At 60.8% G+C, this 13,648-nt stretch carries 8 protein-coding genes; 4 read left to right on the forward strand and 4 right to left on the reverse strand.

The annotated features are described in order from the left end of the window. On the reverse strand, positions 1-791 hold a 791-nt coding region (locus H1B37_RS25445), incomplete at its 3' end, for an ABC1 kinase family protein (protein WP_182870095.1). Positions 792-1,071: 280 nt separating this feature from the next. On the opposite strand from H1B37_RS25445, the gene H1B37_RS25450 reads away from it, so the two are divergent. The 4 genes from H1B37_RS25450 to H1B37_RS25465 all read left to right on the forward strand — a co-directional run bounded on the left by H1B37_RS25450 (position 1,072) and on the right by H1B37_RS25465 (position 6,003). Then, positions 1,072-2,082 carry an AAA family ATPase gene (locus tag H1B37_RS25450; RefSeq protein ID WP_182870096.1) on the forward strand — a complete coding sequence of 337 codons (1,011 nt, stop codon included), beginning with the start codon at positions 1,072-1,074 and terminating at the stop codon, positions 2,080-2,082. Positions 2,083-2,400: 318 nt separating this feature from the next. Then, a complete protein-coding gene (locus tag H1B37_RS25455; protein ID WP_182870097.1) occupies positions 2,401-3,312 on the forward strand; it encodes a lipase family protein in 912 nt (303 codons plus the stop codon). Positions 3,313-3,398: 86 nt separating this feature from the next. After that, positions 3,399-4,412: an AAA family ATPase gene (locus H1B37_RS25460; protein ID WP_182870098.1), complete on the forward strand. Its 1,014-nt coding sequence runs from the start codon at positions 3,399-3,401 to the stop codon at positions 4,410-4,412. After that, positions 4,405-6,003 carry a Ppx/GppA phosphatase family protein gene (locus tag H1B37_RS25465; RefSeq protein WP_286178164.1) on the forward strand — a complete coding sequence of 533 codons (1,599 nt, stop codon included), beginning with the start codon at positions 4,405-4,407 and terminating at the stop codon, positions 6,001-6,003. Before H1B37_RS25460 ends, H1B37_RS25465 begins: the two co-directional genes overlap by 8 nt. Before the next feature lie 78 nt (positions 6,004-6,081). Here the strand turns inward: H1B37_RS25465 and H1B37_RS25470 are convergent, their stop codons facing one another. The 3 genes from H1B37_RS25470 to H1B37_RS25480 form a co-directional block, all read right to left on the reverse strand. Further along, positions 6,082-6,219: a hypothetical protein gene (locus tag H1B37_RS25470; protein ID WP_182870100.1), complete on the reverse strand. Its 138-nt coding sequence runs from the start codon at positions 6,217-6,219 to the stop codon at positions 6,082-6,084. Positions 6,220-6,281: 62 nt separating this feature from the next. Next, positions 6,282-7,121, reverse strand: a complete 840-nt coding sequence (locus tag H1B37_RS25475; protein ID WP_182870101.1) for a hypothetical protein — start codon at positions 7,119-7,121, stop codon at positions 6,282-6,284. Between the two features lie 199 nt (positions 7,122-7,320). Continuing rightward, positions 7,321-13,269: a dockerin type I domain-containing protein gene (locus H1B37_RS25480; protein ID WP_182870102.1), complete on the reverse strand. Its 5,949-nt coding sequence runs from the start codon at positions 13,267-13,269 to the stop codon at positions 7,321-7,323. Between the last annotated feature and the right edge of the window lie 379 nt (positions 13,270-13,648).

Below are 13,648 nucleotides of genomic sequence, written 5' to 3' on the forward strand. Positions count from 1 at the left end.
CCGCTTCGTGCCGCCTCACGCAAACAGTCGCCCAACGAGCGGCCCATCAACTCGTCCATCACCAACACGCGTCGGGTACATAACTCGGCGACCGGGTTGGGGACGACGACATCAACGCTATGTTTGGCGATCCAGGTGGAGAAGTGTTCGAGCGATTGCCGTTCGCGGCTAAAGTCCAGTTCGCGGGTGATGATCGGTGCCAGCTGGCGGACCACATCGCCGGGTCGCCACGCGGCGACGGTTTCGACGCGTTCGGCCAACACGGCTAACCCGCTCAACACCTCGATGTCCTGTTTGACCGTTTTTTCGATGCCCGCTCGCTGGACTTTCAAGACCACGCGGCGACCGTCGTGCAGCACCGCGCGGTGGACCTGGCCGATCGAGGCACTCGCCAGCGGCTGGGCATCGATGCTGGCGAAGTAGGCCTCGTAGTTTTCACCCAATTCCTTGGCCAGTGTTTGCCGGACCGTTTCGATGCTGTCTGGGCGCACGTTGGCCCGCAGCCCTTTTAATTCTTCGCTCAGCGCGACGCCGACCAGATCGGGGCGGGCGGCCAGAATCTGACCAAGCTTGATGAACGTGGGGCCGAGGTCGGTCAGCGCCATCCGCACCCGTTGTTCTCGCGTGTACTCGGCCAACGGCGTGCCGCGATGATCTTTGAACCATCCGCGAAATGGCAGCCGACGATGCTGGCTGAGCCAATCGGCGAGTCCATAGCGGCGCAGCACGGCCAGAATCTCGCGCCAGCGGCGCAGATTCCGGTACAGCTGTGGGATCGCGGTGATTTTCATGCGGCGGGAAGAATCGGCGCAAACGGTGGGTGTCCCGTAGCGGAACTCGCCAAGAGTTTCGCAGGGGGGGGGGGGCGACCGGCGCGAAAGCCTTGGCGGCTTCCGCTACGGTGTGAGAGCCGGGTCATTCTAACCCGAGGGGCGAAACTCCAGCCGTGGCGGGGCGCCGCAAAAAGTTTTAGACAAATAAACGAATCGAATGGATCAGTTAAACTGGTACTCACTCCCCACCGCCGGCCCCCTCACGCGTCCGCCTCGTCTTTTCGTCGATTTGCCCCTGATGACCGAAGCCCCCCCTGTTGTTGATCCGACCGCCGCGGCCGCGGGTGCCGGCGAAGCCGCCAATGTCGCCGCGGTTTCCGATTTCGCCAAGCGGGTGATCGCCAATGTCGAACATGCGATTGTCGGCAAGCGAAAGCAATTGGTGTTGTCCCTGGTCGCGTGGCTGAGCGGTGGGCACCTGTTGCTCGAAGACGTCCCGGGGGTGGCCAAGACCATGCTGGCACGGGCGCTGGCCAAAAGCATCGGATGCCAGTTCAAACGGGTCCAATGCACCCCCGACCTGTTGCCGACCGACGTGACCGGGACCTCGATTTTCAACCAAAAGGAAGCCGAGTTCGAGTTCCGCGCCGGACCGGTGTTCACTCAAGTTCTGTTGGCCGACGAGATCAATCGGGCGACACCGCGGACCCAGGCCTCGTTGTTGGAGGCGATGGCCGAGGGCTGCGTGACCGTCGACGGAACGACGCACGTGCTGGAAAAGCCGTTTTTGGTGATCGCGACCCAAAACCCCGTCGATCACGAGGGCACGTTCCCGTTGCCCGAAGCACAATTGGATCGATTTCTGATGCGATTCAGTTTGGGGTACCCCACGATGGAAGAGGAGATGCGGATGCTGGACTTGCTCCAGCACACGCACCCGATCGATGGTTTGAAAGCGGTGGCGACGTCCAAGGAGGTGTTGGCGGCACAGGCGGAAATCCGCAAGGTTCACGTCGATCCCCGCGTGCGTCAGTATTTCTTGCAGATCATCGAGCAGACGCGTCATCACAGTGATCTCGCGCTGGGGGGCAGCCCGCGTGCGACGATCGCGCTGTTTCGATGTGGCCAGGCGATGGCGGCGATTCGCGGGCGTGGATTTGTCACCCCCGATGACATCAAACGCGTGCTGGCCCCGGTGATGAATCACCGGCTGATCCTGCGTGGGGAATCGCGGCTGCGCAAGGTGACCACGGAAAGCGTGTTGCAGGACATCGTCAGCGAAATCGCCGTCCCGACGGTCACCGCGTAGCGAATCGCCCCTCCCGTCGCTGTGAATCGACCACAGACGCGGCACGTGAAGGGGGCCTGCACCCGAGCCGTCTGTCCGCTCATCTCTGTGGCTTTTGGCAGGCCGCTGGTCCCGTCATCCCCAGCCCTTTTCCCCCGCAACGCCGGGGGAGACGGGAGCCATCGTAAATTTTGTAGACCGCAATGCTTCCCGCGAGCGTCGTGGAGGAGCATGCGACGACGCACGGTGTCGTGGGCTGGTCAGGAGGGGGCCGCGGGACGTAGGCTGTACATTGACCAGTTCGTCCATACCACAATATCTGGGAAACGGGGTGCAGGGATGTTTCAAGACGTCGCCCAGTCGGTCGACGCGACCGGCCGGGTTCAGGATCCGGGAGAGGTCCCGTTGGTCGTCCATTCGGTGGTCTCGGGGCCGATCGCGGCGATGAGTTTTCTGCGTCGTTCGCTGCTGTTTGCCGAGTTGTCGATGATTGCGTACAACGATGAAGCGGAGGTGAAGGCGGCCGCGGCGATCGTCGGGTTTGACGACGTGACCTTCTTTGACCGCGACGGATCGCAAGCGTATCGCTTTCGCAACGACCACGATTGCGTGATCGGATGCCGGGGGACCGAACCGAATGAGTGGAATGATATTCGGGCCGACGCCAACGCCGCCAGCGTGGTCGCCGAAACGGTCGGACGAGTGCATCGCGGGTTCAAACGCGAGGTGGACGATCTGTGGCCGATGATCGAGACGGCACTGTTGGACAACCACCATTCGCTGTATTTCTGTGGCCACTCACTCGGCGGGGCGATGGCCACGATCTGTGCCGGTCGCTGCCATCTGTCGCACATCCCCAGCGACCCGGTGGAGTTGTTTACGTTCGGGAGCCCTCGGGTGGGTAACCGGCGGTACATCAACTTTGTTAAACTGGATCATTATCGCTTTGTCCACAATAACGACATCGTCACGCGGGTGCCGCCGTCGATCCTGGGTTACCGACACAGCGGAAGTGAAGTCTACTTTGATCGCAACGGGCGCATCCGAAGACTCGGGCGGGTTTCCAAACGCCGTGACAAGTGGCGCGGGTTTCTCCGTGGGCTTCGAAAATGGAAAATTGATCATTTCACCGATCATTCGATCCACCAATACATCCAGGCGATCGTGGCGGCGGTTCAGGACGAAGAGACACGCGTGCAATCGGGCGGCCGGGCGAAACCGGCGTCTGCCTATACCGGCACGGGCGAATGAGTAAGATTCCTTTTGGACAGCGAAGAGATTGAGACCGGGCCCGTCACGGGCGGTACCGGTCGGACCGGACGGTATGAACAGTTAAGATGAGCTCCGCGAAAGACCCGATGACCAATCCCGACGAAAATGATGCGTTGCGCTCGACGCATGTCGAAATCGATGGCGTTCTATTGAAGCTGGCCCAACCCTATGTCGCTCCCGGTCGTTGGATCGGCCAAGCCGAGATTTTCCAGCAGCTGTTGGCTTGCTGGATCTCGTTGGACGAAGCCGATTTGCCGTTGACGCCGCGATTGATCGGTGCGCCCGGTGTGGGCAAGACGCAACTGGCGATCGCGGCGGCCAAAGCCCAGCGGCGCCCGCTGTACATTTACCAGTGCACCGCGGACACGCGGCCGGAAGACTTGTTGGTGACGCCGGTATTGAGCCAAAACGGCAACATCGCCTATCACGCGTCGCCGTTGGTCACGGCGATGATCTGCGGCGGCGTTTGCGTCTTGGACGAGGGCAATCGGATGAACGAAAAGTCGTGGGCCTCGCTCGCGCCGCTGCTGGACAACCGGCGGTATGTCGAATCCATCGTCGCGGGCATCACGATCGACGCGCACAGCGAGTTTCGCGCCGCGGTGACGATGAACCAAGACGAATCGACGTTCGAAATCCCCGACTACATCATGAGCCGGTTGCAGCCGACGTTGCCGGTCGGGTTTCCCAACAAGCAGGACGAGATGGCGATCTTGCAATACCACCTGCCGTTCGCCGAACCGGAGATGCTGGCGATGACGGTGGAGTTTCTGCAGCGTTCGCATCAATTGAAGTTGGAATTTTCGCCGCGCGATGGGATCAACCTGCTTCGCTACGCCCTGAAACGAATCTCACAGAACCCCGATCATCCGGTCAGCCGCGACGTCGCTTGGCAGGAAGCCCTGCAAAGTTGCCTCGGGGACGAAGCGTTGGATCTGGAGCAATTGTCCAAGCGGAAGAGTCGAACGCTCGGTGGCGACGCCGTCCCGCTGGGATTGGCCGATTTGTTTTTTGATCCGGACGATCCGATGCACCCGGATCGCGACGACGATGACGAGGACGAGGATTTCCATGTCTAGCTCGATGGCGCAGCAACCCGCGACCGGGGCGATCGATCCTTCACCCACGACGATCCAACGGATCGTTGCCGTCATCGACATCGGTGCCACGGCGATCCGGATGGCGGTCGCCGAGATCCACGCCGGCGGCAAGGTTCGAATGTTGGACCAGTTGGTCCAGCCGGTGCAACTGGGCAAAGAAGCCTTCGAGACGCGTCGCTTGTCCCGCAAGAGCATCGAACGAGTCGTGTCCGTCTTGTCACAGTATCAACGCGTCTTGCGCGAGTACGGCATGGACGGAACGTCGGACATTCGCGTCGTTGCGACCAGCGCCGTTCGTGAAGCGGCCAACCGACTCGCGTTCACCGATCGCGTTTACACCGCGACCGGATTGCATGTCGAACCGATCGACGAAGCCGAAGTCAATCGGATCACGTACATGGGGATCACGCCGGAGTTGCTGGCCCATCCGGAGCTTGCCAACGGCAAAGCGATGGTGTTTGAAATCGGCGGTGGCAGCACGGAGGTGTTGATCGTCCGCAGCGGCAATGTGCTGGCCAGCAATTCGTTCCGGCTGGGATCGCTGCGGATGTTGCAAGCGATCGACTTGGCCCGCGCCGGTGTCGACCGACGCCGCGCCTTGCTGGAAAACCACATCAATCGGACACTGACGCAGTTGCACGATTTTGTCCGCAGCGACGCGCAGATGGATTTGGTGGCGATCGGGGGCGACATCCGCTTGGCGACACGGTTGATTCTCGATGACTGGCAACCTCGCGAATTGGCCGTGCTGCCGACCAAGGCCTTGGCGGAACTGACCGACGCGGTGCTGAAGATGGGCGATGATGAAATCGTCAAGCGGTTTGGCGCCTCGTTCATCGAAGCGGAAACGCTGGGGCCGGCGCTGCTGTCCTACACGATGGTCGCCAAACAGTTCCGATTGGAACACCTGTACGTCAGCGATACCAACCTGCGAGAAGGGTTATTAAAAGACATCGCGGCCGGCGGCAGTTGGACGGCCGAGTTTCGCAACCAGATCGTGCGTTCGGCGTTGTCGCTCGGTCGGCGTTTTCACTTTGATGAAATGCACGCCCGCAGCGTCGCCGAGCTGGCACGAAAACTGTTTGACCAGTTGCGGCCCCAGCACCGGCTGGACAACCGTCACGAAGTGATCCTTCACGTGGCGGCATTGCTGCACGAAATCGGGATGCAGATCAACGTCCGCAGCCACCACAAACACGCGCTGTACATCATCAAGTACAGCGAGCTGTTCGGGCTGTCGCGGTCCGAGCTGCTGCAAGTCGGATTGATCGCTCGGTACTATCGCCGTGCACCGCCGCAACCGAGTCATGCCGACTACATGTCGCTGGATTTGGAAACCCGCGTGATCGTCGGCAAATTGGCGGCGATCCTGCGATTGGCGACCGCCCTGGACGACACGCGGACCAGTCGAATCCGCGAAATCGAATGCCACAACGACGGCAAGCGATTGATGATTCACGTCCCGGGGGTCCGGGACGTGTCGCTGGAGCAGATCGCGATGAAGCAGCAATCCGGCCTGTTCCGCGACGTATTCGGAATGTCGGTCACGTTGCGGGCCGGCGAGACGTAGTCGTCTACCGCAGCTTCGTTTTCGATTGGGCTGGACTGTCGCCGTCCTCTCCGAGGTCGGCGCGAGTCAAAGCTTCGCTTATTTTCGCTCGCCGAGTTCGGAGAACACGGCGACTTTTCGCGGCTCGCCGAGTTCGGAGAACACGGCGACTTTTCGCGGCTCGCCGAGTTCGGAGAACACGGCGACTTTTCGCGACTCGCCGAGTTCGGAGAACACGGCGACCCTCGGGATACACCGTCAAGCACGCAAATCGAATCGGCGCCGTCGGCGCCAGTGACTTACGCTCCGCAGCCGCAGCTGCAAGGGCAGGTCTGCTGGACCGTTTTCATCACGGTGCAGGGGACCTGTTTTTCGACCGTGTAGGGAACTTTAACGGTGCAGGTGCGAGTCTGTTCGACCTGGACCGTTTCCGGGACACAAGCGGTGACCATCTTGGTCTTCTTGCGGTATTCCATCGTCTTGTAAGGATGCTTGATGGTCTTGGTTTCCGTTTTCGTGAAGTACTCTTTGACCTTGCGCGTCTTTTTGATCGGCACCGAGATGCAGACTTCGCAGGTGTAGGGTTCTTCGACACAGACCTCCTTCATCACCGTGACTTCTTTGGTGACTTCGACCGGGTTGGGGCACCAGACTTTCTTTTCGGTGCACTTGCATCCGCCACAGCTGTCGCTGGCGACCATTTGGATTTCCCAGTGGCCCTGGTCCTCGATGCAGGTCTTGGTTTCGGTGACCGGCACACACTCGGTCCGTTTGCGGATCTTGGTGACGGTGTCCTTGCCGGGAACCATGATGGTGTATTCTTGATCGACCCAGCGGAATTTGGGCGTTTTGACTTCGATGACTTGTTCGTCAACTTTTTCGACGCACACCAGCGCGTTGTATTCGTAGGGGACTTGTTTTTCGACCGTGATGGTTTTGGGGACCAACACGGTTTCGGTGCGCTGTTCTTCGCGATAGCACGTTTGCGTGACGGTCTTCATGACGGTGCAGGGCACTTGGACCGTCTTGGTGCAGACACCGGTCCCTTTGCATTTGGCACAATCGTCACAGGCGCCAGCGGTTCCGACCAGCAAGGCGGTTGCGGCGACCAGTCCGCCCCAGGATTTTGCGGCTAACATTTCGTTTGAACTCCCCCGAGTCTTCGATTCTTGTGGTTTGATTGCCGCACCCGAAAACAACGGATGGTGCGGATTCAGGTTAAACCTAGGTCGATCGTGGGGGGAGTCAAATCAACAATGTTGACTTTTGGCAACAAGCGTTGCAAATGGGGCTCGTTCGGGTTCGGAGGGGGGCCCGCGGGGGATGTCGCTGGGCGGACTACCGCGCGCCGATTTCCAACCACAGATCTTCCAGGAAGCGTTCGTCGTCGCCCTGGCCGAACACGCTGTCCACGGCCGGAATCCAATCGGACGCCAGCGGGCGTTCTCCTTCCGCGACGGAGGAACTTTGCCTGGCGATCGCGTTGATCACCATCAGTGCATCCGACGGTTCGATGGCACCGTTTCCGTTGACGTCTTTGGCCCGATCGCCTTCACTGAGCGTTTGCTCGCCGGAGGCAGAACTGTTTTGCGACCGGGCGACGTGATTGATCACGACCAGGGCGTCCCGTGCCGACAGGATGCCGTCTTGGTTAACGTCGGTCGCGGCAAACCCCTGCGGTGTGACGACCGGTGGGGGATTGCTGGTGGTGGCGACCACCGACGGAATCTGACTCGGTTCGGTGACCGCGAGCAAGGGCGCCGGAGTGTCACGGACTGGTGCGAAGGGGACGAGAATGGGGCTGTTCATCGCCGAGAACGAAACGGCGTCGGGCGGGATGATGATCGCACGCAACCAGGTCAGCACGTCCTTCGTGCCCCCGCCATCGCCGATGACTTCGCAATCACGAAATGCGTCCACGCCCACCTGGATGCAGACGTCGCCCGGGGTCAACGAGGATTGGCTGCCGCCGTTGAGGACCTCGCCTTCGGCAAACACGATCGAATCGGTGCCGAAGGCCTGGTCGCTCAGCAGCACGTCGTTGCCGTCTCCACCGAACAAGAAATCCTTGCCCGGTCCGCCGGTCAGCAGGTCTTGATCAAATCCGCCGTAAAGCGTGTCGCTTCCCAGTCCGCCGGTGAGCGTTCCCAGGGCCGGTGTTTGGGTGGAGATTTGATCGTCGCCCTCGTTGCCGTCGATGCGGATAAATTCGACATTGTCGATTTCAAAGGGCTGGTCGTTGGGCGTGTCATCGGTGCCGACGGTGATCAGGTCGCTACCGCTGGTGCCGACGATTTCGAATTTGTCGTCGCCGCCGCCGCCATCAAAATCGATCAAGTGCTCGGTCAAATTCACGTCGATCGTCACGTCGCTGGTGACGGTCAAGAGATCGTTTGCCGATCCCGAGGTGATGTCGACCGATTCGATGCCCAACGTCTCGAACACTTCGTTACCGGTGGTCGCACGGGGAGAGGATGGCGTGGTGGTCGCGAGCACACCCTGGGCCGCGGCGGTGATCACATAACGCAGATCCAACGCGTCGGTGGCGGAGGAGGCGTTTACGAAGACTTGGTCACCCACCGCAACACCCGTCACGGTTTGTTCGTCGGGGAATTCCGCGTTGTTGACCACGCCTTGAAACACGGTGCGCGTCCCGGCGGCGTTGTCACCGCCATCGAGGAACAGTTGACGCGTCGCTGCCACGGCGTCACTGCCCAGGGGATCGTTGTTGAGTCGGTCCAGGTATCCGGCGGCATCGGATCCCGCAGCGGTCAGATGAAAGCTGTCCTCGCCCGCGTCGCCACTGAGGTCGACGACGGTGTTCAGAAACACTTCGTCGACATTCAACGTGTCGTCGTCGTCTCCGGCGGACACCACAACCACGGCCGATCCGGTGCGGGGCGGTGCAGCGATTTCAACGCCCAACGTCACGGTGTCACCGCCCGTATCGGTTTCGATTTGCAGCCCCGCCTGGTCGCCAAGCGAGTTGACTGAAACCGTATCATTAGCGGCCCCCGTCGAAACCAGCGTGACACTCGAGTGGCCGGTCGGGGTGATGTCTCCGGTTGAATCGATGGTCACATCATCGACACCATCAGCGGTCGAAATCCGGTTGATCGAACCGTCACCGGTGTTGCTGATTGTCACCACGTCGGAACCAAGAAACGTGTCGAGATGAAACGTTGTGGCATCCGCCGTCGACGCAACGGTGACGGTGCTGTCACCGCGGCTGGTTCTCAGATTCAGCGTCTCGGTCGTTTCATACGTCACGGTTCCACCGGTGCCTCGTCGAACCGTGGTGGCTGAGACCGCATAGCTTTGGGCGGTCAGGGAGAGTTCGTCAGAAACGTTCAACGTGTCTCCGCTTTCAACCGTCGTCGTCACCGTGACATCCGAGCCGATTGTTTGTCGACCGCTGACCGATTCGGGCGTCGACGTGGCATCGTGACCTTCACCGAAGACGCAGATGTCGCCTAGGATGGCGTCCAAATTGCCGAACAAATTTCCGTCGGGCATCCCAGGGGCGGGAGCACCATCGGCTGTGGACGTGATGTTGAACGTGTCATTTCCGTCACCTCCGTTGATGTCCAACCCGCTGCCGGTTGCAGTGCCGCGAATGTTTGCGACGTCAGCTCCCTCTCCCAACAAAATCGCGGTTGCTGAATTCATGCCGGTGTTCGTCACCGTCGTGGTGTCGTCGCCGATGCCGGTGTCGATCGCCAGCCCGCTTTCAACGCCCGTGGTGGTGACGGTCACGGTATCGGCCCCTTCCCCAGTCGTCACCCGGGTGACACTCGCGTCGAACACGCCCGGTGTTCCTGTTGTTCCCGTGTCGTGAACAGTCACGGTGTCGGCTTCAGTCCCGGAGTCGACCACCAACACGCTTTCGTCACCCGTGGTCATCACATCGATCGTGTCCGCTCCGGCGTAGGTGTTGATGGTGGTGCGTGTACGATCTTTGGTGGAAATGATCGTGACATCATCGGTGCCGCTGCCGGTTTCCAAATTCATCGTCTCGATCGTCTCATACGTGAGCACACCCGAGAGACCGACGCGAGTCAATCGAGTCGCATCCGGAGTGACGGTTGCATCAAGCGTGTAGGAATGACCGACCGGATTCCCCTCGTCACTCACATTCAGCTCGTCACCGAGTTCATAGCTCTGGGTGACGGTGATTGGTGTGGGAGTGGTGGTTTTGACGGCCACGCTTTCGGTGATGCCCGGCGTCGTTGGCAACGGGGCTTGGCCATAAACGCAGATGTCGCCCAGGAGGTCATCGAGCACGCCGGCGGGATTGCCACGCATGATGTCGCGATCGGCGCTGCGTGTGCCGGCGGCGTCGGAGGAGAGGTTGATCGTGTCCAGACCAGCGCCGGCGAAGATGTCGGTCGCACTGTCGGTTCCGGTGGCGCGCACGTTGATGACGTCGGAGTCATCACCGGTGTCGATGTTGGTCGCCGAAAGTCCGCCGCTGCCGGCCAACGTGACCACATCGTCGCCGCCCTCGGTGTCGATCGCCAGTCCGCTTTCGACGCCGGTCGTGGTGACCGTGACATCGTCGTCGCCGCTGCCGGTGGTCACCCGCGTCACGCTGGCGTCGACCACGCCGGGCGTTCCCGTCGTGCCGGTGCCCAGCACGTTGACGGTGTCGTTGTCGGCGCCCGAATCGATGACCAGAACACTTTCTGTTCCCGTGGTGGTGACGGTGATGGTGTCGCCGCCGGCGTAGGTATTGAGGGTCGTCCGTGTGCGATCGACGGTATCGGTGATGGTGACGATGTCGTCGCCGGAGCCGGTTTCCAGGTTCAACGTCTCGATCGTGTCATAGGTCAGCACGCCGATCGGTCCGCTGCGCGTCAACGTGGTGGTGTCCAGCGTGTAGGTTTGCGCGACGGCGTTGCCCTCGTCACTGATGTTCAATTCGTCGCCGAGTTCATAGCTTTGCGTGACGGTGATGGTTTTGGCGGTCACGGTTTCGGTGATTCCCGGCGCGGCGATGCCGGGATCTTGGCCATAGACGCAGACGTCGCCCAGAATGAAATCGAGCACGCCGGAGGGGTTGCCACGCATGATGGCGCGATCGGCACTGGGCGAGCCGGCGGCGTCGGAGGAGACGTTGATGGTGTCCAGTCCGGCGCCGGCGAAGATGTCGGTCGCACTGTCGGTTCCGGTGGCCCGGACGTTGATGACGTCGGAGTCATCACCGGTGTCGATGTTGGTCGCCGAAAGTCCGCCGCTGCCGGCCAACGTGACCACATCGTCGCCGCCATCGGTGTCGATCGCCAGTCCGCTTTCGACGCCGGTCGTGGTGACCGTCACGTCGTCATCGCCGCTGCCGGTGGTCACCCGCGTCACGCTGGCGTCGACCACGCCGGGCGTTCCCGTGGTGCCGGTGCCCAGCACGTTGACGGTGTCGTTGTCGGCGCCCGAATCGACCAGCAGTGCACTTTCCAGGCCGGTGGTGGTGACAGTGACGGTGTCCGCGCCGGCGTAGGTATTGAGGGTCGTCCGAGTTCGGTCGCCGGTGGTGGTGATGGTGACGCCGTCATTGTCGCTGCCGGTATCAAGCGTCAGCGATTCGATGCCGCTGTAGGTCAAACTGCCGGCAAAACCGGACGACGCGAGCGTGGAGTCGGTCAGTGTGTACGTTTCGGCGGCGACGCTTGTGCTGTCTGAAACATTCAGTTCGTCGCCATGTTCCAGCGTGGCATCGACGGTGATCGCTTTAGCGGTCACGCTATCGGTGGTTGTCGGCAGGGCTTCATTCGCTCCGCCACCGATCACCAGCGTGCCATCGATCGCGTCCAACGAACCCAGACCGACGTTGAGGATGTCATTGCCGACGCCACCGTTGAGAGTGGCCGTCAGCGTCGCTCGTACGTCGGCAATATTGATGGTGTCGCTGGCGTCGTCGCCATTGACGTTCAAAACCGGGAAAGCAGACAGACTGTCGCGATCCAAAATCTCGATGACGTCATCCCCGGTTCCCGCGTTGATGGTCAACGAGTTGGTAGGGTTCAAGAAGTCGACCAATTCGCCCAAGGTGGAATCGATTCGATTGACGTTGTCGGCGGCGACCGCGTCATCCGACAGCGTGATCGTCTCGGCGCCGCCGGTGAAGGTAAAGACGCGATCGACGGCGCTCAGGTTGTCGATGATCGGCTCCAGCCCGGTGTAGGTGATCATTCCGGAGGTCAACGGATCAAAGTCGATCGAAATCGATCCGCCCATCTGGTCGTTGACCGGAGGGGCAAAGCTGTGATTGACACCGAGCGTGGCGGCGTTGACCAGACGCAGCGCGTCGCCGGGCACGCCTGGGTTGTTAGGGTCGTTCAGTGGATCGGCGCCGTCAAAGAAGATCGGGGTTTCGATCGTTCCGCCGCTGTAATCGATGGTCAGCGTGTCCCGATCGGTGCTGCCCTGGACGGCGATGTTGGCGATCGTTGCGATCGGGACGCGGCTGAGCATGGTGCCGCTGCCGGTTTCGTTGACGCGCAGGTCGGCGCCGTCGATCACCATCGTGTAGTCATCGTCGGCACCGTCGGAGACGGATGGGAAAATGAACAGGTCGCTGATGTCGATCGACGCTGAGTCGGTGGAGGTCAGGCCGTCGGTATCGGTCACGGTCAGATCGATCGTGTGCGAGCCGACGCCGATGTGGTCGATCACGGTCATCCAAGGAATTGCCGCGACCGGATTGTTGGTGGTGAAATCAGCGGTGCCGTCCTGGTCCAGGTCCCAGGCGTACGTCAGTGCATCTCCGGTATCGGGATCGGCCGTCCCGCTGGCGTCGACGTTGATCGTCAGCCCGGCGTCGATCGCATAGGGGCCGCCCGCTTCGGCGACCGGAGTTTCATTGACGTTGTCCACGGTGACTTGAAGCGATTGCGTGTCAAAATTTGAATCGCTGTCGGTGACCGTCACATCGACGTCATACACATTGTCTTGACCGTCGTCGGCGGGCAGTTCGAAATCAGGTGCGGCCAGGAATTGCAAAACACCCGAGTTGGCATCGATGCTGAATAGGCTCTGATCCGCACCTCCGCTGATCGAGTAGGTCAGTCCGCTGCCCTCGGAGTCCAGATCATCGGTCGATTGAACGTCGATCGCCAGCGGCTGATTCTCGTCCACCGTGACCGTGTCGGGCGACGTGATGACCGCCAAAAGGCGGCGATTTTCTAGCGATTCGACCAATCCGCGGCGACGTCGGCTCCGTTTGCGGGCGTTGGTTCGGCGCGGGCGTTTAGAAATCGAGCCGAGCAGACGTTGTGGCCAGTGTCGCGACATGACGGAACCTGGAGGACCTGATGGCGTGGAGGTGAATTAATGTCGATCACTCGGAAGTGTGTGGCTTCCACTAACGTCGACCGGATTGGGTGGAGACTCTGGGGCGAAACAACGAATTTGATCCCCTATTCGATCCGCTTCTCTCACCCCCGAGTAAAATCACCCCGCCGCGAAAAACAAGCCAACACTCACAAAAGGACCAACTTGCCTGATTTCCGCCGATTCTCAGCTGCCTTCCCGCTTCAGACGCTTAAAATCGGTGGCGGAGATTGGTGGCACTCAACAACGCTTGAAAGCACACGTTAAGCTGGTATCACAGGGTTGGCCCCGATTTCGAAAGACCCGCCTGACTTGACCCCCTCTTATGAGTAACGCTCCT

The organism is Stieleria mannarensis (assembly GCF_014154935.1).
GTDB lineage: Bacteria > Planctomycetota > Planctomycetia > Pirellulales > Pirellulaceae > Stieleria > Stieleria mannarensis.